This window comes from Paenibacillus sp. J31P13 (assembly GCF_056269295.1).
This window is the reverse complement of record NZ_JBWDNR010000003.1, coordinates 355,883-381,149: the sequence shown is the minus strand read 5'-3', so window position 1 is coordinate 381,149 and position 25,267 is coordinate 355,883. Positions and strand designations below refer to the sequence as shown.

Here is a 25,267-nt window from a genome sequence, read left to right as displayed (position 1 = left end):
TTCCTCTAGTCCGATTAGTTTCATTTTATGAAATTAATGTACCGCAAACAGAAGAAATTTATCTTTTTATTTCAGATTTTGAAATTAGAATTAAACACATTGTTTGGAGTGGACTAACTTAATACTTTTAGTAAGGTCCGAGCCTTTCCAATCTAAAGTTTTGAATTTTTATTTTTGATCTGTGGGTTTTAGGCTCATCGCAATAATCAGTGCTCGACATGATAGTACTTCACCCTAACGGACACAGAAGCCGTTATTTGTGAATTTAAGGATCGAATTGTTTTTTTACAGACAATGGATACCTTATTTACCTGTTTTGGATTCAAAATGTATGTAATATGGTGAATTAAGGTCCACTGTGTCCCTAAGAATAAAAAAACAGAGGGGTAAACAGTAAATAAGGTCTCACATGTCCGATTGAAAAAATCAAAAGTCAACTGCTAATGATGGTCATGCACTGGTTTTGGTATTGAGCCGGATTTTGATTTTGATTTTGATTTCTAATCTATTATAGTTGGTTAGTTTACGCAGCTTGGTTTATTAGTGGTTATTGTTTAGTTCGAGATTTTTGGGTGGTTTAGTTTTTTTCCACTCCTACTGGATAGTTTGTGGTTCTTGGTTAGTTCGAGGATTTGGATTGTTTGTGATTCTTGGTTAGTTTACGAATTTTGGTTTATCAATGGTTATTGGTTAGTTTACGTATCTTGGTTTATTAGTGGTTATTGTTATGTACGAGTTTTTTTGGGGGGGTTAGTTTTTTTATCCGCTACTGCTGGATAGTTTATGATCCTTGGTTAGTTCGATGCTTTGGATTGTTCGGGATTTTTGTTAGTCCGAGGTTTTTGAGTGGTTTAGGCTTTTTCCGATCCTGTCGGATAGTTTATGGTTCTTGGTTAGTTCTATACTTTAGATTGTTTGGGATTTTTGTTAGTCCGAGGCTTTGGATTGTTTGTGATTCTTGGTTAGTTTACGCATTTTGGTTTATTTGTGGTTATTGTTTAGTCCGAGTTTTTTTTGGAGGTTTAGGTTTTTTTTCGCTCCCACTGGATAGTTTATCGCTCTTGGTTCGTTCGTTCGTTCTTCAGGTTATTTTCTATCTACTTTATCAATCCAAAATTTGATTAGTTTATGGTTGTTTATTATCCGAAGCTTTGGATTTAATCTATGTTTCAATCCCATCACCATTTGGATTTAATCTGTCTTTCTATCCTATCACCAGCTTCACCCTTACCGTAATCTGTATATATCCCCTTGGAAATTATTGAAGGTCTGGCTTATAATCGAACCATACGATGTAAAAAGGGAATACAGAAAGGAAACTTCCACCAATGAGCGCTTCACTGTTATATATTGAGGACGACCGTGAGATCGGCAGCTTTGTTTGTCGACACTTGCAAGAGCATGGCTATACCGTTAATTGGGTGATGAGCGGAGAACAAGCACTTGAGGCAGCGGGGGGTGCAAGCTACAAGCTCGTGATTCTCGACATTATGCTGCCGGGATTGGATGGATTTACGGTTGGGCATCGATTGAAAAAAGCTGCGCCAGACCTTCCCATTCTAATGCTATCAGCGCGCACGTCCATCGACGATAAGCTTCAAGGCTTGCAGTTTGCCGACGACTACTTGACCAAGCCCTTCCATCCCGACGAATTGACCGCACGTATTGAAGTGCTGCTACGGCGATTTGGCGCGCATACCTCAGAGCCTGTTGCGATTAAGCATCTGCTCATATATGAGGGGCAAAACCGAGTTGAGAATCAGGATACCGGCGAAGAGCTGACACTAACAGGCAAGCAATTTCATATTTTCAGCTATCTGCTTCGCCATCTCGGCCAAATTATGACCAAAGAACAAATCTACGAAGCGGTATGGGGAGAGACTTATTTGGATGGGGACAAAACATTAATGGTCCACATTCGTTATTTACGGGAAAAGATCGAACGCAATCCAGCAGCTCCTGAAATCATTGAAACGGTACGCGGTATCGGCTATCGGATTAGAGCATGAAAAAGCCGAAGCAGTTGAAAACGAGGGTTACGAAGTTTCGTAATACGTTGTTGTCCCGTTACTTGCTCATTATTTTATTCGCTTTTCTATTTATACCGATCATTTTCCCGCTGACCTCTATCTTCTATATGATCGTCAATAACTATCAGAACAACAATGATTCCTTAAAATATGGAAACACATCTGCCTTGACCACGATGGTGCATAAAGAAGCTGCTGCGCTTGATGAAAAGGCATCAGAGCATATCGATCAAAGACTGCAGGAGCTGAAAGTGAAATATCCGGAAGCCTCCTTCTTCTGGGTCGATGCAGATGGGAAAACAAGGCTGCAATTACCCAAACAAGATCAGCTCCCAGCGGAGTGGACACCCGCGGATGCCATTCATTTTATGAAGGACAATTTGAACGGCGATCCCTTTACCGTCCTCGCTTTCCTTGGAGCCAATAAATCAGGACCAGGCTTTCTTGTGATGCAATTGCCGCGTTACATTACACAGAGCTCATCACCCGCTGGAAGCGGAACGCCTTTCTATGTCGGTTTTCTTTTTGTTATGTTTGCTTTCTTCGTCCTCATATCCCTGCTCTTCTTCCGACATATTCGCAAACGTCTGCTGCACCTCCAAAAGGCGATGACACTGCACGGAGAGAATGGCTTGCCCATGCCGATCGCCTTGAAAAAACAGGATGAAATTGGTCAGTTGGAGGAAGCATTCAATGAAATGGTGGAACAGCTTCAAAATAGTAAGGAACGGGAACGTGCGGAGGAGGAGCTTCGGAAAAACCTGATCGCCAACCTATCACATGATTTACGCACACCTTTAACCATCATGAACAGCCATCTCTACTCATTGCGCAATGAGTCACTCAGTCCCTCCGGCCAAGCCTCTGTTAAGCAAATGGAACGCAAAATTGCTAGCGTAGGCGGTCTAATGGAAAATTTGCTCTCTTATACACTCATGACCAGCGGTCGCTATCCGCTTACGCTGGAGCGGCTTGATGTGCTGCGTTTGGTTAGAGAAAGTGCTGCTTCCTGGTACCCGCTATGGGAGCAGGAAGGCATGGAACCCGATATCCATTTGCCTAATGAGACGCTCCTTTGGAACGTAGATAAAGAAGCTTTTCGACGTGTGCTCGATAACTTATTTCAAAACGCCGTTCGTCATGCAGGAAGCGGACAATTTATTGGCATTTCCATTGAACCGTATCAATCCCAAGCTGCTCTCCTGATTAGTGATCGCGGCCCTGGACTATCAGGAGATACTAACGGCAAAGGAGCTGGCATCGGTCTCGCCATCGTCGACTATCTCATTAATGAGATGGGGCTCGCTTGGCATATGGATAGCTCAGACAAAGGAACGCGCATTTATATGTATAGCAAAGGAACCTGATTCTGCATCAGGTTCTTTTTTTACACCTATTACGTTATTACAAATCATCCACCTTTTTGTTCACTTTCTTGAGAAGCTTAAAACCTAGCCTATTCATATGTTCCTCATTCTTAACCAGTACTTTATATGCTTCTAATAAGGATGAGGTGCGAATTAATATATATACGCCAACAACAATCAAAACTACACTAACTGGATAATAAGGCACCAACACTCCTAAAGCCACATTTTTCTTCTCTAACAAAAATGATAATCCACCTACTAGAGATGAACAAATCCCAACTATCATTACAAAAGCATACTTTTTCTTGATTTCTTCATATCTAATCGTCAATTCTTGAAGATAGTTCTGATCAAACATCAAAGCTTCTTTCTTAAGTATTTTATATCTGTCTTCTTCAATCACTCCTGCTGTCACAAGCGTTCCAATCCCCAACATTGCAATTATAATAATAAGAGGTGTATAAATCGCCGGATCATGTTTAAAGACCAAATAGGGTACAGTTGATAAAATAAGCAAGCTAAATCCCAAAGCTATATATTTAGCCGTTTTATTTACAGACATCAAATACCCTTCTGTCATTTCTTTACTTGCATAATATCCTCCTTCATTTTCAACTCTTACTTCTACCGTTTCTTTTAGCAAATAATCAACAGACACTTCAAAAATGTTTCCAATCATTAGAAGTTTTTCTGTTTCTGGATACCCTTGATTATTCTCCCACTTACTAATAGCCTGCCTTGAGGTATTCAATTTTTCAGCCAATGCCTCTTGCGTAAAACCTTTTTCTTTTCTTAACTTATAAAACTTTTCACCGAATGTCATAAGAAAGCCTCCTTTGTTTTGAATAACTAAATAGTATGAAAATAGGGCTCTTTGTTCTATCTTATAAAGAATGCACTTTGTCAACTTACAGTTGCATTTATGTTTTCCCATTTATATTATCTTCAATATCTCCTATTTACTTTAACATAAGTATCCAATTAACCATTAGCGACTCTTAAACATTCACATTGAAAATAGTAAATCCCATCAATCAAATTAATTACTATTTATCTCCCTTGCCTTCGGCATCGATTTTTTAAACAAAATTTAAACTTGCCGTACCTTGGATTTAACCTTCGTCCGTTAAAGTAGTTGATGAGGTGATTAACGTGAGTGAATGGGTAATTGAAACAAAAGGTCTCAGTAAGCGTTATAAAGGACGTTATGCTGTTTCCAATCTAAATTTAAAAATTGCAAGAGGAGATATTTACGGATTTCTTGGACCGAACGGCGCTGGTAAAACAACCACGATCCGGATGCTGCTCGGCTTAATCAAGCCGTCAAATGGGTCTGTTCATATTTTCGGCAAACCGCTTAACAAGGAGAAGCTTTCCATTTTGCGTAGAATAGGCTCACTTGTGGAATACCCGTCGTATTACGGCCATTTGAGCGCTGTAGATAATCTGGAGGCGATTCGTCGCATCATTGGCGCACCAACTGCCAGAATTGCTGAGGTGCTGGATATCGTTGGGCTGACGAAGGAAGCTCGGCGTCCTGTCAAAGGCTTCTCTCTCGGGATGAAGCAGAGGCTTGGCATAGCGAGTGCTTTGCTCGGCAACCCCGAACTGCTCATGCTGGATGAACCGACAAACGGGCTAGATCCTTCTGGTATTTTGGAAATTCGGGAATTAATCAAACAAATGCCGAAGCAGCATGGGATTACCGTACTCATATCCAGTCATTTGCTGAGCGAGGTCGAGCTCACAGCTGGAACAGTAGGGATTATACGACAAGGCGAGCTAGTGTTCCAAGATACGATCGAGAATCTGCATCAGCAAGCAAAAGGCTCTATTTTACTTGGGGTATCCGAACCAGAGTTGGCTATGAAAACATTGCAGGAGCACGGTATGCAAGCAATCTTGAAGGAATCCGCCATCCTGTTCGAGCAAAGAAACAATATGGAAATTGCGCGCATGGTAAAAAGTCTCGTAGAGCGTAATCACTCCGTCTACCGAATCGAAGAAAAAAGAAAATCATTAGAGGATCTCTTCCTTGAAATTATCGGGGAGGGAAAACCGTCATGATGGGCAGAGCGCTCTCATCCGACTTTTTGAAAATACGGGGCAAGGGTTTATGGTTTCTAGTCTTTCTCGCTCCCCTTGGTCTCATCGCTATGCAGGCGCTCAACTTTGGGCTTCGTTATGATTATATGACGAAAACGTATGCCGGTAAGCTATGGGAGACGCTGCTCGAAAATATACAAATGTTTGTGCCGCTTTCCCTCTTTCTCGGTGTCACACTAATTGCTTCTTTGCTTGCCAACGTGGAGCACAGTACAAGCGCTTGGAAGCAGCTGCTTGCACTGCCTGTGTCCAGAAGCACGGTTTTTAGCGCCAAGTTTACACTATGTGTCATCCTGCTAGCTATTTCATGCGCTTTGCTAGCCATTGGTACGACCGTGTTAGGCTTATCACTGAGATTCGGAAGTGATATTCCAATCCTAGATATATTAAGGCTCTGCTTCATGCCCTTCTTGGCAGCCTTCCCGGCACTAGCGTTGATGCTATGGCTATGCCTGACAATCAAGAATCAAGCTATGCCGGTTACTATGGGTATCGTAGCCGCTATGACCTCTCTATTTTCCGGCAATTTATCGGAATGGTTTCCTCTAAATTGGCCTACTTTTGCATATACAGGACCGAATGAATGGATGTTCGTTGGAGGAAGCTTGCTGCTAGGAACGATTATCCTGATGATGGGTTTGATTCATTTTAACGGAAAGGATGTGAGCTAAGATGATAGGCTTTCTACGACTGGTTGCTTCCGAGCGCCTAAAGCTGTCCAAATCCTTCATTTGGCTGCTCGTTCCGTTAAGTCCCCTGCTATCCTTACTCATAGGTCTACTTGTTTCATTGGACTCTGTTGATACGGCAGCTGAATCTTATATGGGTTACGCTATTATGCTCTCTTCAATGGCATCCTTTCATTCCATGCTGTTCCTGCCCATATTAACGGGTGTCTTCTCCGCCTTCGTATGCCGATATGAGCATGGCGGCGGAGGATGGAAGCAGCTCCTAACGCTGCCTATATCCCGAACCGGGCTTTATTGCGCCAAATTCTTCACTGTTGCTACGCTGCTAGCCTTCACACAACTCCTGTTTCTGGGGGCTGTGTACATTGCTGGAGCCTACCAAGGCATTAATGGCAGCATCGAATGGGATATGCTATTGAAGGCGGTTGGCGGCGGCTTCATCGCTTGTCTGCCGCTTGCGGCATTGCAGCTGCTTGTTTCTGTTAGCTGGAGCAGCTTTGGCGCTCCTCTTGCTATAAACGTTATGCTTACCGTTCCCAATATGCTCATCGTCCAATCAGAGAAAATCGGGCCATTCTATCCCTGGGCGCAACCGATGCTGACTATGCTTTCCTTCAGTGATGAGAATTTTAACGTGTTGGTTCCTTCGCTTACGAACATGTATATTACGATTTTGGGGAGCTTTCTGGTCTTCTGGGTGGCTGGTCTCATCTATTTCAATCGTAAAGAGGTTTAATGCCATTAAAAAAGGCTTTCCCAAAGGTCATATTCGACCCCTTGGAAAGCCTTTTTCATGTATTGCTGCTGCATTTAGAGGGGCAGCACGACAACCATCGCCGCTTTACCGCTGACCTGAATACCAGACTGCTTCTTGCCGCTCTCCGCTAGATCCTTCAGCATACGCTCCAAAAGCTCCTTCGCCTTTGGACCTTCCTTGCCCTTAAGACGTACCACAAGCTGTACTGCATTGCCTGAGGACAACAGCTTTACCGTCTGGCGCAGCTTCGTATCATAATCATGCTCTTCAATATGCGGCGTCAATCGCAGCTCCTTCACCTTGCCGGGCTGCTCTTTCGTTTTCTCATCGCGTTTCTCTTGACTGGCTTGCTTCTTCGCTTGCCCTTTGCCTACCAGCTTGCATGGAGGCGGACTGCTCATAAGCGAGGTGCAGACCAAATCAACCTTCAGCTCTCTCGCTTTAGCCAGAGCCTCATCTCTTGAGATGATACCGAGATCCTCACCTCGTAAACCCGTTAAATGCACTTCTGAGGCGCGTATTTTTTCATTCATAATAACCATTGATGCCATAGTTCTTACCCGCTCCTTATATATCAATACTGATTACATCGAGGATGATGCATTTCCGTCTTTTTGAGCAGCAACTGCCGGCTTTTTGCCCCAGCCCGTAAGCAGTTTACCCAGCTTTATAGAAGGCAGCTCGACCCAATAGTAGCTCATCGCTCCTACCACGAAGGAGCAGACAAAAGCAATTAGAACGATAAACGGGGTGTCCATCACCCCATTTAGCAGATGAACCAGCGACAATAATACTATCATGTGGTACAGGTACAAGCTGTATGAGATCTTCCCTAAGAATACTAATGGCTTACGTTGCAACAGCTTAGATAACCATGCTGACGATACCGCAGTCACGATGAAGATAGAAGCGCCGAGAGCAGTCAACCAATCTCCTCTATTCGGCATGAACACTTTTTGGAAATCTTCTCCGTAGCCGATCCATTTGAATGCATATAGGCATATGGCAACGATAAGAAGCAGAGCTGACCACCAGCCGTTCAAACGTGAGAATACAGACTTCAGTTCAACCCGGTATCTCGCAAGCAATGCTCCAATAATGAAGAAAGAAGCATAGTGAAGCGACACGACGAAGTTTGTCATATAACGTGTCTTTATATTTTCCAGCAATATTTCAGAGCCAAAGGTTAAAACAAACGCCAGCGGCAAGCCAACCTTCCAGCCGCCTTTCACAATAATAAACATGACGAATGGGAATAGAATGGAAATCCGCATCTCATGCACAAGTGTCCATAGAATGGGATCATATCTTGTTGAATTATAATTCCCGATAAATAGCAGATGTTGAATAATGGATTTCATATCCGGAGGTATGACCCACAGGTTGTTGTAATAGGAGGTTAAATTCGTCAACTTCGACACATAAACCATATCCCGAATGAGGATAGCAGCAAACAAGGCAATGATAAATGGCACGTAGATACGACAAATCCGTTTAATCAAATACTTCGTATAGGACTGCGTACGATTACTATAGAAGGGCAAGGATAGCACAAATCCACTGAGCAGAAAGAACATAATGACAGCTTCATGCCCGCCCCAAATGGCGTGCAGCGGTGTATACTTCAGAAAGTTAAGGGGATAATCCAGAAAACTTATGTTATACGTATTTTGAACAATTGGTGTAAACACCATTAAGAAATGCCCCATCATGACCGCAAGTGCTGCCAACCCTCTAAGTGAATCTAATTCCTCGTACCTTTGCAAGCTGGACTCCCCCACGTATAACGAATCTATTATTAATTATTCGATTATATAGGAAAGCCCCTGCCTTTGTCCGCTACTTTTTATAGATGAGTTCCATATTTTTTAATGTTTTTTTCTTCTAAATAGCTTAATGATTCCTAGTATACAGATGCATATGAATATCCCAACACAGCCGCCTGTAAAATCAAGCAGTACATCTGTGGCATTCCCCGTACGCCCAGATGATCCATACTGGTTCCATTCATCCAGCGCAGGTATAGCAAACGCAAAAACTAATGTCATTAAAAGTGCAAGAAACCAACGTTTACGGTTAAATGATCGCATCAGCATGAATACAAGCGCAGCGAACACGGCATAGACAAATAAGTGCGAGCCTTTGCGGAACAGAAACTCAAGAAATTGATAGGGATTCGTCAGTGAATGCAGTGTCTTATGTCGATACGTAATGGATAGATCAGGCAGCCATCTTATCAAATCATTATAGTTTAAATACTTGCGCAATAATGGCTGAATACTCTGCTGCTCATAGGTTTGTGAGGACAGCGTAAAAAGTAGAATCAGCCAAGCTGCAAGCAGTAATCCCCATAAAAGGGAAGGCAACCACCTGTATGTATTTCTCATATGTTCTAGCACCTCCGATAGCAAAGCTATTGTACTATCATACTAGAATTTAGGTCGTAAACAAAATTTGACTAATCTAACCCCGAGAATATCCCTCTCATATAGTCTTCCGTTATGATAAAAATTTAAAAATATCAAATAAAAAAAGTTGCTCTCCGACTAATTGAATAGGCGGAGAGCAACTTTTCATTCATCCTTCTTACGGTTGTGCTGGTGTATCATAGAAGACAAAATAGCCTAGCGGAGTATCATATTTGTCATAGAAATAGATCGTATAGTAGTTGCCTAACTCATTTGCATATACGTTAAACGTAGTCGTTCCAGAGTTCGGAACCATTGTTGTCGTACCGTATGGAATAAGCTGATCAATAACATACTCTCTCTCGTAGTTGGATTTCGACCATGAATATCCAAAATATGCGTAATCCTTAATTGATTCAGGCAATAGATCATTATTGAAGATCATTGTAAAGCCAGCATTTGCATCAGTGTAGCTTGTTTCATTATATTTTGCAATTTCTGCTTCGGTAAATAATCTGAAATTCAAGCTTTCAATATTAGTGATTTTTGGAACAGGTGTAATGTTATAACGAATCGCAATTCTCTCTGATTCACCTGTTAATGGTTCATTCCATGATACCCATATCGTGCCGATTAGCGGTAATTCTTTTTTCATATTCACATAGGCGTAACCTTCAGCTGCACTATTTGAATCCGTAGGATAAGTAGCACTGCCAAGCAGATCATTACCCGTTTCCGATCCGTATACACTTGCTGTAGCACCTTGCTTCACATTTCTAAATGTAACCGTGTATTTGGATACGATAACATCTGTTGGATCTAGCTTATTAGGCACATCTACTGGCTGCTCACCACGGCGTTTTACCCATACGCTATATCCTTGTCCACCCATAGATTCCAACTGCGGAATAATAAGCATGTTGTTTTGCGTTCCAGTAGGAATGCTCAATGTTATCGCTTCTTCGTTTTGAATCTGATGCTCTTTCATACCATCTAAAACCTTTAGTGTAGCTTTTGCATTTGAAGCCGTTGCAGTCAAGACAACCTCTTCCACAGCGTTTGGAATAATAACCTCATAAGAGTGGACATCCGGATTAAACCCTGTGCCAATCACTTCGCCTCTGTTCGAGCGCTGCTTCAGTTCGTAGCCGCCAAAATCAATAGAAGCTAACGACGTATCATGTGCTTTCACAGTCATCTCAGTGCTTTCAAGCACTACTTTATCGTCTTCTGTATCTACAAGCTGCAGCTTGATTGTATAAGTTCCTTCTTTCGCAAACAAATACCATTTATTCGCATTACCCAAATCATCAATTAATGAGTCAATGGTTTGTCCCTCAGCAGCACCGAAGCCTGCTTTCAATACATCTGTCCAAGAATCGTTCGCGTCGTTATAAGCAAACCATTGAATGCCCTCAGAAGTACCACCGTCAGTTGTTTCTATGATCGACGCTTGAATTCTCACATTCCCTTTATATGCAATGCCATTGTTAGTATCTAATGCTAGTCCAACCACATAGTAAGGCTTATCGCTAAAATAATACGGATCAAAAACAACTTCATTCGCTTGATCCACTGCTTGATTATTCGCGTTTACGTTCACCATATTTCTAACAGCTGTCATCGAAATCGTATCATACAGATCAAAACGATACACATTATCCGTTGGTTCTGTTGGTTCTGTTGGTTCTGTTGGTTTTGTTGGTGGCACTACTTCTGGTGGATCCGTTGGTGGAGTAACGCCGCCGTTTCCATTTCCGCCTGAACCGCCTGATCCACCGGAGCCTCCTCCTGTTGATGGTACTTCAGGGTTAACAGCTGGTGCGCCATCGCCAGAAACCTGAACCGGTTTCTTCTCGAATGTTGTACTACCAGCGTCTTTGTTAATAACAGCATTCTCAATAGCACCTTGACCCATCAGCTTGGCTGCCGCATCCAAAACAAGCTGAACAATCTTTGCAGCTGCATTCAGGTCAATGCTAACAGCGAGAGCTGATTTATCAACGGACAAGCTGCCAATTGAACCGCCCGCTACATCGAGACGTATCGATTTTGCCAAAACATTTACATCCTCAAAGGTTCCCAAGAATTTAACTGTCGAACCCTCTGGAAGCTCACTTGCAAGCTCAACCTTTGTGAAGCCAACTCCTGAAACACCGTCTTCCTCTAACTTCGCAGAAGATTGAATGGTGACCGACTTCACAGAGGTCGCGCCCTCAGCCACAATTCGAATCGTACCATCCTTCTTGTTCACGATAATTTGGACGAATATAGAATCCTTTAAATGAATCGAGTTTTCTCCTCCGCCTGCTATCGAAGTTTTACCTGATACATTTACTTTATTTAAATAGATATCGCCTTCACCAACAGCTGCCGTAAGCGTCAGATTACCTTCAATAATAAGGTTTCTTAGCGTAACGCCAGGTGCAGATACTACAACATTGCCTTTGATTGTCTCTGTACCTGTCTCCGGCCCATAAATCCCCGCAGTGCTGTAAGTTTTCACTGGCTTAACGATATTCAGAGCATTTTCAAGAATGGTAACTGTTTCAGCTCGCGTAACCTTACCCTTCGGAGCGAATGTACCATCCAAATATCCTTTAATCACTTTTTCCTTCACAAGAGCAGCAACCGCTGTCTTGCTCCAAGCAGAAATAGAAGCCGCATCTTTGAAAGCATCCAAGCCTTCCTCTCCGCTTAGCTCAAGCTCAAGAAGATTAGCAACCATACTTGCTGCTTCCTCACGTGTCACTGGTTTATTCCAGCGAATAGAGCCATCTTCGTAGCCCTTTACATAACCAGCTTGAACAGCAATAGCAATTTGATCATATGACCAATTCGAGCTTTCAAGATCAGAGAATGAAATCTCTGCTTTCTCTTTCAACTGGAATGAACGGTTAATTAATGAAATCATTTCCGCACGTGTAATTTGACGATCAGCTTTATAAGTGCCATCCTCGTAACCCGTTAACAATCCTTCCTGAACCCATTTGCGGAGATTAGCTTCCGCCCAATGTCCTTCCAGATCATCCTTTGGTGACTCTGCCGCCCATACCGTACTAAAAATCGATAAAGACATTGCTAGCACAGTAATGAAGCTCAAAATCTTTTTTGATTTAACAAATAAATACATACACTCTCTCCTTTATAGCAAATATGTATTAACCATTTTTCCTATCTGATCTCAATAATAAATAGATTTGAATGATTTAATACCTATATTCAATCATTATTTGAGCTATATAGGACAAATGTCATACTCTATTAGTATAGTTAAATTGGAGTATTATTGTAAAGTTTTTGTTAAAATTTGTAGTTTGTTGGTCGATTTACTTCGAAAACAAGGACTTTACACATACTTAACAGTTACTAAAGTCCTATTTTCTTATGGAAAATAATTAAATAATTTGGTATTATTATTATTAACTGATTTAAACCGAGGTGATTAACGTGTCAACCTATCTTATGTTTACCGAAATAGCCACGCCCTTAAAGATCTTTGGCATTCGTATATTTAAGGATGAGCATGGCCGATACTGGTATAAATTTAGAAGTAATAGAAGAAAACGAATTTTTTAAGTTTTAATCCAATCGCCTACCCATTTCACCTCATTCAGCTAGATATACGAAATAAAAAAAAGGCACCTTAACGGGTGCCTTTTTCATATCATTTACTGAAGTACCTTACTAAACGCCTACCTCAAAGAAAGAGTATAAGCCTTGAGCTCAGCAAACGGAATTGTATAAAATGCCAAGTTATTCGTAATAGATTTCGTTGAATCCGGCAAATTCTCGAATTTAGAGAACAGCCTTGCAAGCGCTCCTTGATCCGCAGCTGTCCAAAATTGAACCTGCGTGACATGAGGATTTTCCCCAGCAATCGAATGAATGAATACTTTCAAGCTCTGTACAAACAAAGAGGTCTGGCGATGGGCCTTCTGCAAGAAGGCCACCTCCAGCTGACAAATCTGCTTGTCCTCATACTGATTCGCGCTTGTTCCATACACGTAGCCGGCAGCTCCAACCATGTCATAAGAGTCCTCATCAAACACCATAAGCACTTTACCCAGGACTAGCGGGCTACTTAGAAAGCTTAGCTTCGTTGCAAACGAATAAGGAAGATTTAGCTCCGCATGATGTTTGACCAAAAACGCCAGATACGCATCCGAATCCATTTCCATACTATTGACGCGAAAAAGATAGGAATGCATTACGCTTGTGCTCTAGCAGTATCATTCATAATTACGATTTTGAGAATAGTTTTATCATTACCTTTTTGTGGTCTAGGCATTACTGGAACCATTGCACATACCTCCTTTTTTAATAAAAATGTATATTCCTACCAGTTATTATATCCTACTAAAACGTGCTAGAAAAGACTTTAATTCGTCAATTTCTGCTATAAAAACATATTCTGGACCTATTTCACCCTCGTATGTATGACTTAAAGTAGCAAACTTACTATACAAACGTTGCAAATAGGTATTTTCAGCTAGAGCATGAAATGTAAATTGCTTTACTCCTGGGTTCTCCTTTAGAATCTGGGTCAGTAAATTTTGAAATCCGTTTACAAAGATACGGCTCTTTCGATGAGCTCGAACCAAAATAGCAGCATCTACTTGTACCACTTGATCCTTATCCTCGAAATCATTCTCCTTTGTACCATGATAGTAAGCATTTATTGCTATTATCACACCGCTAGCATCCTTAACTAGAAACAGACCACCTTTGGTGATATAGCTGTGAAGGAGAGTAACCATATCAATAGCTGTAAAGCTTGGATGCAGCTCTCGCTTATGTTTCAACAAAAATAAGCTGGCTTGCGCATAATCCTCATCAGTATTTGCGTATTTGCATTCTATGATCATGGTTAATGATTATGCTCCCTTCCTATTTACATCAATCACATACGCGCTTGAAGTGTACGTTCCAATACGAGTGAAATCTGAGGATAAACCTTTGTTAATTCCAGAAAAACTTCACGCCTAACAGACAGCAGCACCGAATGACTTAATGCCTTGACCGTAGCCGTTCTTGGAATGCCTCTCAATAATGCAATTTCACCAAAATGATCTCCATCCTGCAATACCGCTACTCGCTTCGTTTTATTGTTTAATTCCTTCTTCAAAATTTCAAACTGACCTCGCACGATAATATAAAATTTATCCCCGAGATCGCCTTCCTCCATAATGATATCCCCATTTTTAAAAGTCTCCGTAGAGAACAGCTTAGAGATATCCTCCAGTAGAGCAAGCTCAATCCCATTAAAAAATGGCAGCTGCTCCAATCGATGTCCGTCCACCTTCGCATGCAGACCGTCCTGTGACAACAGAAAACCATGCTGTTTATCCCACATTTCATAGTAATTGCCTCTCTGCTCCATAAGGGACTCATGCGTTCCGGTCTCGATGATCCTTCCAGCCTTAAAAACATAAATGATATCCGCATTCACAACAGAGGATAAACGATGCGTGACTGAAATAATCGTCTTCTCATGTCGAAGCTCCTGAATAGATTCATTAATATCAGCTTCTGCAGCAGGGTCTAGCGCAGATGTTACCTCATCAAGCAGGAGCAGTTGTCCATTTTGCAAAATAGCCCGAGCAATAGATAAACGTTGTCGTTGACCACCTGAAAGTGATGCCCCTTCGTTCTGAATGAGCGTATCATAGCCCGCCGGCCAGCTCATTATGCTGTCATGCATATGAACAAACTTTGCTGCCTCCATCATATCGCTCTCTGAGATTGCGGGATTGCCGAGAAGCAGATTCTCTCTAATCGTTGTATTGAATAGAAAAGAATCTTGGGATACGATGTCCATTTGTCCTCTTAATGAAGACTCGCTGACATCACGCAAATCATAATCGTCAATCATGACAGTACCAACTCTTGGATCATAGAAACGCGACAACAGCTGCAAGGCTGTGCTCTTGCCAGAGCCGCTCGAGCCAACGAAAGCTGCATAGCTTCCTTTTGGAATAGTTAGACTGATCCCGTGTAGTTGATCGGATTCTACTGTATAACCGAAGGATACATCATTCATCGCAATGTTTTTGGTAACTGGCGGCAAATGAAGAGGTTTGGCAGCTTCCCGCACAGATGGCTCGTGATCCAATATTTCATTAATGCGCTGAAAGCTTACATTAGAGTCGATAATACTAGGGATAAGATAAGTTAGATTAGAGGCAGATTGCCCTACCGTCATAAACAATGTGAAAAAGGCTATAAATCCGCCTACACTCAGCTGATCATGCAGAATCAAGTAACCGCCAAAGCCGATCATCGTACCATTCAACAGCAGAAGCACACTTAGCGGCACGCGCTCCATTAGAGAATTAATAAAATTCAATCTTAATCCTAGAGTAAACAAATGATGAATTTGCTGTTTAGCTTTCAGGAGCAATCTTGGCTGCTGATGCATCGCTTTAATCGTTTTATGACCTTTCACCGATTCATCGATCATGTTGGAGAATTGCTCCTGCGCTTCTTTGTACTGAACATTGCTGGTTACTGCACGTTCCTGCAGCAGCTTCGGTCCAATGAACATCAGCACAGAACCGACTAGCATCGCAAGCGTAAGCTTCCATTCCAGGGTAAAAAGCAGAGCAAGTCCCATTATTAAGCTAAATGCTTCCTTCAAAAGAGTAGGCATCGACATGATAATAACGCCCTCAATGGCTCTCATATCTGAGGAAAACCGAGAGAGTAAGTCTCCAACCCGGTAACGCTGGTAAAAGGTAAGGGACTGCTTTTGCAAATGAACGAATAATTGGGTTCTAAGCTTTTCAATTATACGTCCACTAAGCTTGTTGAGCGCATGCTCTCCGCCAGCGCCTGCGATAATGCTAAGCGTTCCTCCAACTAATAGAATACTTAATATAAGGTAAAACATTTGAAAATCTTTAGGGGTGAAAGCTTCATCAACGAGATATTTAAGACTCAGGGGTGCCGCTACAGCGTAGGCGACTTCTAAGATAAGTCCTATTAGAAAAACAAATCCAAGCAGCTTATGCTCTAACAAATACCGCATAATTGTACAAAGAAAATACAAAAAAATCTCCCGCCTTTCTATTACATTAAGATTATCTTAGTTCTTTATACCTGTAAACAATTGGTTTTATTGGAAACCTGCATTTGAGGAGTAATCATTCATTCATAATACGACAAAAACCCTGACCTTGAGGTCAGGGTTTGGAGTAAGTATTGGATCTCGTATTCTAGTGAGTTTGGATTACTAGGCTAAGCTGCCCGCAAGCTCTCTACCAGCATCCATCTCCGCTTGGAAGGACGCACGATATTCCGCAATAATGGCTGTACTGTGGCCATTTGCTGTCAGTTTCGCTGAGGCTGCTGCAATAATAACCTCAAACTTAGCTGTACAATTATCAATTTCTTGAAGACCTTTAGCTTTCAACTGTGCTTGAACAGTCGTATCTGTAGCCGCTACATATGCTTTAGCTATCTCCCAAAGAGCTGCTTTGCAGCTATCTTTCAAAGCATAGAGCTTCGCATCCGTCTCAGCAGTAATAGTTGCATAAGGAATCTTCTCTGTGTTGCCCGTTCCAGATCCCCCGTTGCCTGAACCCGTTCCTCCTGTACCGCCGCCAGTTCCTGGAGTGGTTACTCCACCACCGCCAGCATGCTCAGCACGATAAGCTGCAGATTCACCGCTAACCGTCTTCGTTACAGCATCCCAGCCAATCTGAGTTCCAACAGACTCAGACAGGAAGCGAAGTGGAACATAAATAGAGCCACCGTAGCCATAGAGTGATTGTCCTGCTGGCAATACAGCAGATTTACCATCAAACTCTAATGATGCTTTAATAGGTTGGATTTTGATTTCCACGCTTTTTTGCGGTTTCGTATTGCCACTTACTGCAGCTTGCAATTGTTTCTTCAAAGCTGCGAGCTGAGCTTCTGTCGGCTCAGAAATAGTAGCTTTCGATTTTGCACTGTCCCAGTTCACCGTTTTTAACAGTGCGTAGGAGATATAACGAATTGGCACATAAGTACGTCCTTGATAGATGAATGCGTACTGCCCATCAGGCAGTTTAAGAGCTTGTCCATCAAAATTGAGATTAATCGGTTGCGTCTTAATTTTAATCGTTGAAGTTGTTGCTGCTGTTGCAGCGGATGCCAATAGAGTAGATAGCATCATAACGACTAGGAATAGAGAGATTGTACGTAATTTCTTCATTTTGTCTCCTTAAGAGCTGTTATTTGAGAACACTAGCAATTTCATTTAAGGCATTGGAACTAGCCTTTTCCTTGGCAGCTGCATATTGCGAGCTCCAATCCGGCAGCTTGTCATGACTGATATCAGATTTACTGTACTCGCTTTTTGCTTGGCTAAGCAATTCATTAAATGATGCATCACAATTAGCCTCTGCAGTTGCGATCTTAATCAGATATTCCTTCTGAATCGTCTTAATAGAGCCATCTTCTGAAGAACTAAGTTCTTTCTTGATTTGTTGAACTAGGTTGTTGCTGGATGCTGTGCACGAGCTCTCCAGCTTTTTCATCTTGGTAGAAAAATCAGCATCAATTTCTTTCTTGCTACGAGGTTTTTCTGTCGGCTCATCCGGATTGCCTGTAGGGTTATTACCACTATCTGTATTATTAGACGTTGGTTCTGGGCTAGGAGTTGCGGTTTCTGTAGGATTTTCTCCATCTATTTTACCAGGATCATTCGAATTCTCCGGTGATAATGGTTCGGAAGTAGGAATTGAGGGAGTATCAGTACCCGTTGGAGGCTCAGAGACATGACCCTTTCCACCTTCAGCTGTCTCTTCCAGACGATCAGTCATTTCATTGACTTTGTTTAGTTTGGAATTGAGATTAATAACGCCAATGATGATAACTGCGATTAATAGAAGAGAAGCGGCTGAAATAATCAGCAGCTTCAATTTGTTGTTTTTATTGTTATTTTGTTGGTTTGTATGTGTCATTGTGTCACCTGCTTGTGGGATGATTACTGTTTTAAAACAGTTGAGTTATCCATTATTTAATGTTTTCTACCGATTTCATCCACTCAACAAACTTACTAATACCATCTTCAAAATACCATGATGGATTATATCCCAAAACTTTTTTCGCCTTACTTACATCTGCAAATGTTCGATTTACATCTCCAGGCTGCATAGGCATCTTATTAATCTCAGCTTTCTTTCCTAGCGCATCCTCAATAGCTTCTACCATTCTTTTCAAGCTAATTGTATTTGATTCTCCTAGATTAAACACTTCGTATTTTCTTTCACCTTCATTTGCCCACTCTACCGCTTTTGTGACTCCATCGATAATATCTTCTATGTATGTGTAATCCCTTTCAGTTGATCCATCACCATAGTAAGGAATAGGTTGTCCTTCTGATATCAACTTTGTAAACTTATGTATAGCAAGATCCGGTCTTTGTCTTGGTCCATATACAGTAAAGAACCTCAAACATGCCATATTAATATTGTAAAGACTATGATAAGTATGGCACAAAAGTTCCCCCGCTTTTTTCGTAGCTGCATAAGGAGAGATAGGAAAATCAACAACATCTTCCTCCGAAAATGGAACCTTCGTATTATTACCATAGACAGAAGAGGATGAAGCAAATACAAAGCTTTTTATATTAAACTTTCTGCTCATTTCTAGAAGGTTAACGGTTCCATTAATATTAACATCCGTATATAGAACAGGATTCTGAATGGACGGTCTTACGCCTGCATAAGCTGCAAGATGTACAATTGTATCCACTTTATTTTGTTTAAACACACGATTTAAAAATTCGATGTCGCGAAAATCTCCCTCTTCTACTTTATAGGAATCATCATCGAGCTTATACTGCTTAATTAATTCTTGTGTTTCCTTTACATTGTTTCTTTTTATAGCTGGGTCATAATAATCATTAAAGCAATCTATATTAATAACTTTATGTCCTTTTTTCAGTAAGGCTTCGCATAGGTGGGAGCCGATAAACCCGGCTCCTCCCGTTACAACAATGATGCTCATTTATAACACTCCCCTTTATTTATTAATTATAAAATGACTATATAAAACCCATAGAACACAAAGCATAATGAAGATCGGATCTTTCGTATTGACAATAAACACTATTACTAGTTACACATTGAAATTCACAACTTATTTTTTTATAAATATATTAAATAAATCTTTTCTTTGAAGAATAATCATTTCTTTCAACGGGATACCTGTTTTAAGTTTAAAATAAATTAAAAACGAGAATCCGCATAGTAAATATGATATGACAGAAGATATCGCCGCCCCTTCAATTCCATATTTAGGTATTAAAATCAAATTGCCAATAACATTAATTAGAGCAGAAATACCCAAAAGGTAAAAATTTATGGCTACATTCCCATTTACAACGTTATATGAATGTACCATTTTATAAAATATCATACCTACAACTCCAAAAAGTATAATTACAGTAATTTCAAATGTTCGTTCAAATTCGCTTCCAAATAATAAGTTTATGATAAATTGACCAAATATAAGTAATAGCAATATAGTAAACAAACCTAAAAATAAACTAGTTCTAATTACTTTAGCTACTTCATATTCCTTAGCACCTTTAGATAGCCGAGATACTAATATGTCTTTAAGAGCATCTGGAATGAGCCAAACTCGTTCGGCTAAATTAACACCTAACGCATAAATACCTATCTCCACAGAACTAACCTGTCTGTCTAACATCAGTAAGTCAATTCGATAATTTATAGTCATTAGTAATAATGTAACCATAGGAATAAATCCATATTTTATATACTTCACCAAATCAGAATATTTCGCTTTAATACTAAATATGTTTATTTTAAGATTAAGAAGAGCAATAATTAAGTAGATTATCTCTTTCGTGATCAAAAAAGAAACTAGTACTAAATAGTTTGCTTCTGTAAAAAAAGGCAATATACAAAGTAATATTATATCTATAATATTCAAAGTGATTGAGGCTAGGTTTCTACGTTTTGGATGCTCTACCAGAACAATGTAATTTAATTGTCTAATAAAGATAGTTATAGGAAAAAGAATGATGACTGTTCTAATGTTTGTATCTACAGGTAGTACGATGGCTGCAATAGCAGCAATAACACAATAAACAATAAACATACCTTTTACATTCCCAAAAAAACCTTTTAATATTTCTCCCTCCAGTTTTTTAAAACGGGAATATGCTTGATCAACACCCAGACCCATCATAATAGATACGAGACTTAGATAATTTAAAATTACAGCAGATTTACCCATTAGCTCAGCACCCATATATCTGGTAAATATTATAGTATATAATACGCCAGTCAATACACCGATAACTTTTGATATAACAGAAAATAAATATTCATTATTAGTTACATTGATAATCTTCTTCTTCAATTTCATTCCTCTTTCATATATCAATCAAGAATAATAATTAGTTTCTGAATCAATTAAATTAAAATTAATATATTTAATGAGTTGTATATTATTTCGAATTGAAATGTCCCTGTTTTAAAATATACTTGTTTTGATTTTGGGATTTCACTTTTTAACATTACAAAATATATAAAGATAAAAAATGCTAAGTTTTATGTTCAATAGTCTTTTCACGATATAGGATGCGTTCCAAGAGATACACAAAAACCATACTTAATAATAAATGTTTTAAGAAAGGAGAAAATATATTTGCTAAATCAGCTCTAATTGCGTACATATACAACGGTATAGTATACAAATATATTACAAAGTAGTATTTATTTTTTTTCGAGAGTGAATATAATATTTTTATAAAGAGAGCAACTATTATAAATAATATTATTACACCGCTATAGCCCCAGTTGATATAACCTTGTCCAACAAGAGTAAATCCATATTGTGTCGTTGTTGAACTAGGAAAAAAAGTATCATTATACCACTTTCCATTTGAGAACCCTGTTGATACAAAGATTCTAATAAAATCATTTATTATAGTATACCCTCCAAATAACCCTTTGGTATATTCGCTACTATTTAATAATATTTGTAGGTTTTTTGAGGCTGAAATAAACTCACCATCTAAGAATTCAAAGAATATTGTATTGAAATTAAATATATTGGATTGGCTTGTAGCTCCAGTTAGGAAATAATACTTGTAAATATGAGTCATTGGCAATCCAATAACAACTACAGGTATTAATAGTAATAAATGAATGTTTTTAATCTTTTTAAATGCATAAAGCACTAATACAGTTACAACTAAAAATCTAAATAAAATATCTCTTTCTCCAGAAAATAGAGTAATCATTATAAGCGAAATTGCTACTTTGACTATTAATCTCTTATCTATTTTACCAGAATTAATTGTATTATTAATTAATTGGTACATATATATGATTGTCAATATTACAGCTAAGCTAAAAGATGTTATTAGTAAAATGTTATTATCAGAGTAAATTTCTCTTTTATTACTATAACCACTTTGTGATATAAAAATTGACGAAGAAATTACTAGCAAGCATAATAAATTAACTGTGAATTTATTTAGTATTGATGTTCTTGTTACGTTTAATATTTCAATTTGTTCCGCCTGCTTAGGTGAAACCACACATAGAAATACTACCAATGCAAGCCATTGTAGTATCATTAATTCCTTGCTATATCCAAACTGAGTAACAACATTAAATTTATACAATATAGGATAACTAACTGAGTACAAAGTAAATATAGTAGAAAACCAAAAATAGGGATGTAGCAAATTAAAACCAGATATTATCACTGCACCTATACATAGAAATATCATCGCTAATATATGAGCATCAATATTGCTTGAAGAGCTAATCCAGAGCATTATTCCAGTCAAACTTATCAAAAATAGTAGTTGTGCATATTTGATTAAAATACTTTGATTCAATTAATCTCCCCCCTTTCTTCCTTAAAGGAGTTATGTAACTTATAACTCATTTTATTCTGAAGCATCTTCAAAACTTAAAATAAATTCTTTAAAAAACCCCCGTCGCCGATCTTCAATAATATCCTTATCATAATATTTTGATTCATTATAATTCCTTTGAGCTTGAGAAAGCATATCCTTTATATTAAAATCAGAAATTATTTTGCAAATTTCACTAATATTACTTCTCTTATTACTAAATATATATCTGTCTTCTAAAAGTTCAGGAATTCCACCTGTCTTTGCACCAATTGCTGGTAACCCTCGGCTCATAGCTTCAATTAAAGCACGAGGTAATCCCTCTTGACGACTTGGTTGAGCATAAATATCAATGGTTTCCAACCATTTAAAAACTTTACTATGAGGCATTGAGCCTAAAAATTTCACTTGATTGCTTACATCAAATTTTTCAGCAATTGAATTCAAATAACGTTTGTCTCCAGCACCAACAAGTTGATACTCGTAATTTGAATAACCTTGTTTCTTAAGTTTTCCTAGCGCTTCAATTACATACTCTTGTCCTTTAAATTTCACGTCTATTGCAGCAGTCGTACCAATAATAATTTTATTTTCACTATTTATTATCTTTTTCATTCTACTTTCTAATACTGATTCATCAAATTCAGTGAGAGCAACGTTGGAGCAGTTTATATTTACACCATTAGTTGGATATCTATCTTGCAGAAAATTATTCGTAACATACAATACATGTGATGCACTTTTGATATTCACTTTAGTAGCTAATGTCATATAGGGGGCAATTACTTTGCCCTTATAACTATGATTCCACAAAGAATCCCACGGGCAGGCCACCAACTCTATTAAAAATGGTTTTTTTAACTTTTTTGCAAGTTTAATAACCTTTAGTCCATAAAAACTAGGCATTCTCGATATAATACAATCTGCATCCGCTACTTCACGAAGAAAGCCATCACTACTTAGTGTAAGTCCATTTATAATTTCAATATTATTATTTTTAATTTCAGAATACTTATCTTTTGCACTTTCTTCTGTAATTACTCTAGCAATTACAGTAGTTTTTCCGAATACACTCGTATATCTCATCAACGCTTCCTCAGAAAGTCCACCTGTTGAATAAATTTTTCCATTAATAGATCTAAACTTATGATCATGAACAAATAACAATTTCATAATACTTACCGTAAGCTTTTTAGAGGTAATCCAAAACGCTATTTCCTTTCCTTGAATTTGCTCTTAAGTAACATTACTCATTATTCCCTATACTTTATTAATTTTGCCGGTATACCACCAACAATAGAGTTTTCCTCAACTTTTTTTGTTACAACGGCCCCTGTGGCGATAATTGAACCATGTTCCACAGTTACTCCTGCTAGTATTGATGCTTTGGCTCCAATCCAAACGTTTGATTTTATATTCATTTCTTTATAAATCATACCCTGGTCTTTAATTGGAACACTTATATCTGAATAATTATGATTTTCCGATAACAAGGTAACTGCGTGAGCAATAGACACATCATCTCCAATATTTATACCACCTCTTGCTTCGATATAACACATTGGATGAATACTTACATTACTACCAATAGTTAGATTTTCAACATTGAATATATATACATCAGGTGCAATCGAAACATTATCACCAAGTTGCTTCGCGATAGATTTTAATAATACGTAACGTATTAATAGTCCTTTCCTACCCTTTGTCTTACGATAATGTTCAAATAGCATAACTCTTAATCTTCTAGGTAAGAAAGAATATAACCTTACTATTAGATTTATAATTGACTTATATCTACTAAACTTTACTCTTCCTCTTTCCATACAACTAGTTCACCTTTCTTCTGTTATAACACTATAGAATTAATCATCTTGCTTTTTAGCGTTACTACATTCATACCTTCTCAATTTCATTAATATAATTGTTTATTATAATCTCTCTATTAAATTCCTTCTCAACCTTAGTACGACCAGCTAAACCCATATTTTTTTTTTCTTCATAATCTAATCTCAAGAGCTTCTCAACTTTTTTAATTAAATCAAGACTACTACCTGTCTCAAATAAATAACCTGTCTCTCCCTCAATCACAACATCTTTTGAACCATTAATAGCGGAAGCGATGCAGATTCTTCCCATTGCTGCCGATTCTAAAAGCACATTTGGTACTCCTTCTCCTCCATGGGAAGGAAGAATTGTGCAATGACACTTTTCAACCCAAGTCTTAATGTCTTTTTGAAACCCTATATAATTAATTAATCCTTGTTTATGATAATCTTCTATAATCTCTTCATAAATACTTTCTTCTATAAATCCAGCAATGTAAAAGATTGTATTTTTATATTTTCTCTTAATTTCTTTAGCACATTCAAGATATTGGTCTATTCCCTTTAGTTTCATCACTCTTCCTATGAATATAAAATTCACAGTATCTTCAGATGGAAGATCACGCACAGTAAACTGTCTTAAATTCACTCCAGATCCAGGAAGCAGTGCATAGTTAGCTCCTATCATTTTGTTCTCTAAAAAAAAGCTCATATCTCCATCATTTTGAAAAAATACTTTATATGATCTTTTTATGGATAATTTGTACAACATTTTTGCAATTATGCTGACAGGGCTCTTATTCATGAAAGTCGCACCTGTTCCTGTTATATTACTAATCTGAACATTTTTCGTAATATTTGATGCAATACAACCATAAATATTAGGTTTAACCGTGTAAGAAAAGATTATGTCAGGTTTTAGATGCTTCATTAATTTAATATAACTAAGAATTAATCCTAAATCTCTAAAAGGATTAATCCCTCTACGGTCGATATTTGTTTCTATAATTTTGCATCCCAGATCACTAAAGTACTTATTTTCATCAGATTTTGGTAATGATATATGTACATCATAGCCTTCTTCTAAAAGTTTAGTTATTAATTCTTTTCTAAAAGCAAAAACAGTAATAAAATGATTTGATAATATTAAAATCTTCTTCACTTTATTTTCTAGTTTCATAATTATTAGCCT

Annotated in this window: 21 protein-coding genes; 5 read left to right on the top strand and 16 right to left on the bottom strand. The window is 38.6% G+C overall.

Features of this window, described 5'->3' with window-relative positions:
• Window positions 1-1,328 precede the first annotated feature (1,328 nt).
• Complete coding sequence (locus AC0YOD_RS12595) at window positions 1,329-2,009, top strand: response regulator transcription factor (RefSeq protein WP_475799646.1); 681 nt, start codon at window positions 1,329-1,331, stop codon at window positions 2,007-2,009.
• Entirely contained in the window at window positions 2,006-3,397 is a 1,392-nt protein-coding gene (locus tag AC0YOD_RS12590) for a sensor histidine kinase (protein WP_475799645.1), read from the top strand. The genes AC0YOD_RS12595 and AC0YOD_RS12590 overlap by 4 nt, the downstream gene beginning before the upstream one ends.
• Before the next feature lie 37 nt (window positions 3,398-3,434).
• Here AC0YOD_RS12590 and AC0YOD_RS12585 read toward each other — a convergent pair whose 3' ends face one another.
• Window positions 3,435-4,223 carry a helix-turn-helix domain-containing protein gene (locus AC0YOD_RS12585; RefSeq protein WP_475799644.1) on the bottom strand — a complete coding sequence of 263 codons (789 nt, stop codon included), beginning with the start codon at window positions 4,221-4,223 and terminating at the stop codon, window positions 3,435-3,437.
• A gap of 329 nt (window positions 4,224-4,552) precedes the next feature.
• Between AC0YOD_RS12585 and AC0YOD_RS12580 the strand changes: the two genes are divergently transcribed.
• Genes AC0YOD_RS12580 through AC0YOD_RS12570 form a run of 3 tightly spaced genes read left to right on the top strand, consistent with a single transcriptional unit; the run spans window position 4,553 to window position 6,931 of the window.
• On the top strand, window positions 4,553-5,467 hold the full coding sequence (locus tag AC0YOD_RS12580) for an ABC transporter ATP-binding protein (RefSeq protein ID WP_475799643.1): 915 nt from the start codon (window positions 4,553-4,555) through the stop codon (window positions 5,465-5,467).
• Window positions 5,464-6,177, top strand: coding sequence for an ABC transporter permease (locus AC0YOD_RS12575; protein ID WP_475799642.1), 714 nt, complete (start codon window positions 5,464-5,466; stop codon window positions 6,175-6,177). The genes AC0YOD_RS12580 and AC0YOD_RS12575 overlap by 4 nt, the downstream gene beginning before the upstream one ends.
• Window position 6,178: 1 nt before the next feature.
• Window positions 6,179-6,931 (top strand): ABC transporter permease, encoded by a 753-nt coding sequence (locus AC0YOD_RS12570; protein WP_475799641.1) that lies wholly within the window; start codon window positions 6,179-6,181, stop codon window positions 6,929-6,931.
• A 74-nt stretch (window positions 6,932-7,005) separates the two neighbouring features.
• Here AC0YOD_RS12570 and infC read toward each other — a convergent pair whose 3' ends face one another.
• The 15 genes from infC to AC0YOD_RS12495 all read right to left on the bottom strand — a co-directional run bounded on the left by infC (window position 7,006) and on the right by AC0YOD_RS12495 (window position 25,255).
• Window positions 7,006-7,494, bottom strand: a complete 489-nt coding sequence (gene infC / locus AC0YOD_RS12565) for a translation initiation factor IF-3 (RefSeq protein ID WP_475799984.1) — start codon at window positions 7,492-7,494, stop codon at window positions 7,006-7,008.
• Between the two features lie 42 nt (window positions 7,495-7,536).
• A complete protein-coding gene (locus AC0YOD_RS12560) occupies window positions 7,537-8,718 on the bottom strand; it encodes an acyltransferase family protein (protein WP_475799640.1) in 1,182 nt (393 codons plus the stop codon).
• Window positions 8,719-8,820: 102 nt separating this feature from the next.
• On the bottom strand, window positions 8,821-9,339 hold the full coding sequence (locus AC0YOD_RS12555; protein ID WP_475799639.1) for a VanZ family protein: 519 nt from the start codon (window positions 9,337-9,339) through the stop codon (window positions 8,821-8,823).
• Between the two features lie 199 nt (window positions 9,340-9,538).
• Complete coding sequence (locus tag AC0YOD_RS12550) at window positions 9,539-12,439, bottom strand: S-layer homology domain-containing protein (RefSeq protein WP_475799638.1); 2,901 nt, start codon at window positions 12,437-12,439, stop codon at window positions 9,539-9,541.
• Window positions 12,440-13,055: 616 nt separating this feature from the next.
• Window positions 13,056-13,541 carry a hypothetical protein gene (locus AC0YOD_RS12545; protein ID WP_475799637.1) on the bottom strand — a complete coding sequence of 162 codons (486 nt, stop codon included), beginning with the start codon at window positions 13,539-13,541 and terminating at the stop codon, window positions 13,056-13,058.
• 168 nt (window positions 13,542-13,709) lie between these two features.
• Window positions 13,710-14,228: a hypothetical protein gene (locus tag AC0YOD_RS12540; RefSeq protein ID WP_475799636.1), complete on the bottom strand. Its 519-nt coding sequence runs from the start codon at window positions 14,226-14,228 to the stop codon at window positions 13,710-13,712.
• A 35-nt stretch (window positions 14,229-14,263) separates the two neighbouring features.
• Window positions 14,264-16,390 carry an ABC transporter transmembrane domain-containing protein gene (locus tag AC0YOD_RS12535; RefSeq protein WP_475799635.1) on the bottom strand — a complete coding sequence of 709 codons (2,127 nt, stop codon included), beginning with the start codon at window positions 16,388-16,390 and terminating at the stop codon, window positions 14,264-14,266.
• A 204-nt stretch (window positions 16,391-16,594) separates the two neighbouring features.
• Window positions 16,595-17,557: a copper amine oxidase N-terminal domain-containing protein gene (locus AC0YOD_RS12530; RefSeq protein WP_475799634.1), complete on the bottom strand. Its 963-nt coding sequence runs from the start codon at window positions 17,555-17,557 to the stop codon at window positions 16,595-16,597.
• 19 nt (window positions 17,558-17,576) lie between these two features.
• Window positions 17,577-18,308: a hypothetical protein gene (locus AC0YOD_RS12525; protein ID WP_475799633.1), complete on the bottom strand. Its 732-nt coding sequence runs from the start codon at window positions 18,306-18,308 to the stop codon at window positions 17,577-17,579.
• Between the two features lie 52 nt (window positions 18,309-18,360).
• The gene (locus AC0YOD_RS12520) at window positions 18,361-19,356 is read right to left on the bottom strand and encodes a GDP-mannose 4,6-dehydratase (protein ID WP_475799632.1); all 996 of its coding nucleotides are present in this window, start codon (window positions 19,354-19,356) and stop codon (window positions 18,361-18,363) included.
• A gap of 132 nt (window positions 19,357-19,488) precedes the next feature.
• Window positions 19,489-20,739, bottom strand: coding sequence for an MATE family efflux transporter (locus AC0YOD_RS12515; RefSeq protein WP_475799631.1), 1,251 nt, complete (start codon window positions 20,737-20,739; stop codon window positions 19,489-19,491).
• Between the two features lie 184 nt (window positions 20,740-20,923).
• Window positions 20,924-22,231, bottom strand: coding sequence for an O-antigen polymerase (locus tag AC0YOD_RS12510; protein WP_475799630.1), 1,308 nt, complete (start codon window positions 22,229-22,231; stop codon window positions 20,924-20,926).
• A 51-nt stretch (window positions 22,232-22,282) separates the two neighbouring features.
• Complete coding sequence (locus AC0YOD_RS12505; protein WP_475799629.1) at window positions 22,283-23,422, bottom strand: glycosyltransferase family 4 protein; 1,140 nt, start codon at window positions 23,420-23,422, stop codon at window positions 22,283-22,285.
• An 80-nt stretch (window positions 23,423-23,502) separates the two neighbouring features.
• On the bottom strand, window positions 23,503-24,075 hold the full coding sequence (locus tag AC0YOD_RS12500; RefSeq protein WP_475799628.1) for an acyltransferase: 573 nt from the start codon (window positions 24,073-24,075) through the stop codon (window positions 23,503-23,505).
• A 70-nt stretch (window positions 24,076-24,145) separates the two neighbouring features.
• The gene (locus AC0YOD_RS12495; protein ID WP_475799627.1) at window positions 24,146-25,255 is read right to left on the bottom strand and encodes a glycosyltransferase family 4 protein; all 1,110 of its coding nucleotides are present in this window, start codon (window positions 25,253-25,255) and stop codon (window positions 24,146-24,148) included.
• Between the last annotated feature and the right edge of the window lie 12 nt (window positions 25,256-25,267).

Excerpts from the sequence above, each read along its gene's own strand:
- AC0YOD_RS12520 (WP_475799632.1), bottom strand. The coding sequence starts at position 19,356 with ATGAGCATCATTGTTGTAACGGGAGGAGCCGGGTTTATCGGCTCCCAC.
- AC0YOD_RS12590 (WP_475799645.1), top strand. The coding sequence starts at position 2,006 with ATGAAAAAGCCGAAGCAGTTGAAAACGAGGGTTACGAAGTTTCGTAAT.
- AC0YOD_RS12595 (WP_475799646.1), top strand. The coding sequence starts at position 1,329 with ATGAGCGCTTCACTGTTATATATTGAGGACGACCGTGAGATCGGCAGC.
- AC0YOD_RS12545 (WP_475799637.1), bottom strand. The coding sequence starts at position 13,541 with ATGGAAATGGATTCGGATGCGTATCTGGCGTTTTTGGTCAAACATCAT.
- AC0YOD_RS12540 (WP_475799636.1), bottom strand. The coding sequence starts at position 14,228 with ATGATCATAGAATGCAAATACGCAAATACTGATGAGGATTATGCGCAA.
- AC0YOD_RS12575 (WP_475799642.1), top strand. The coding sequence starts at position 5,464 with ATGATGGGCAGAGCGCTCTCATCCGACTTTTTGAAAATACGGGGCAAG.
- AC0YOD_RS12550 (WP_475799638.1), bottom strand. The coding sequence starts at position 12,439 with ATGTCTTTATCGATTTTTAGTACGGTATGGGCGGCAGAGTCACCAAAG.
- AC0YOD_RS12500 (WP_475799628.1), bottom strand. The coding sequence starts at position 24,075 with ATGGAAAGAGGAAGAGTAAAGTTTAGTAGATATAAGTCAATTATAAAT.
- AC0YOD_RS12570 (WP_475799641.1), top strand. The coding sequence starts at position 6,179 with ATGATAGGCTTTCTACGACTGGTTGCTTCCGAGCGCCTAAAGCTGTCC.
- AC0YOD_RS12495 (WP_475799627.1), bottom strand. The coding sequence starts at position 25,255 with ATGAAACTAGAAAATAAAGTGAAGAAGATTTTAATATTATCAAATCAT.
- AC0YOD_RS12585 (WP_475799644.1), bottom strand. The coding sequence starts at position 4,223 with ATGACATTCGGTGAAAAGTTTTATAAGTTAAGAAAAGAAAAAGGTTTT.
- AC0YOD_RS12505 (WP_475799629.1), bottom strand. The coding sequence starts at position 23,422 with ATGAAATTGTTATTTGTTCATGATCATAAGTTTAGATCTATTAATGGA.
- AC0YOD_RS12555 (WP_475799639.1), bottom strand. The coding sequence starts at position 9,339 with ATGAGAAATACATACAGGTGGTTGCCTTCCCTTTTATGGGGATTACTG.
- AC0YOD_RS12535 (WP_475799635.1), bottom strand. The coding sequence starts at position 16,390 with ATGCGGTATTTGTTAGAGCATAAGCTGCTTGGATTTGTTTTTCTAATA.
- AC0YOD_RS12530 (WP_475799634.1), bottom strand. The coding sequence starts at position 17,557 with ATGAAGAAATTACGTACAATCTCTCTATTCCTAGTCGTTATGATGCTA.
- infC (WP_475799984.1), bottom strand. The coding sequence starts at position 7,494 with ATGGTTATTATGAATGAAAAAATACGCGCCTCAGAAGTGCATTTAACG.
- AC0YOD_RS12525 (WP_475799633.1), bottom strand. The coding sequence starts at position 18,308 with ATGACACATACAAACCAACAAAATAACAATAAAAACAACAAATTGAAG.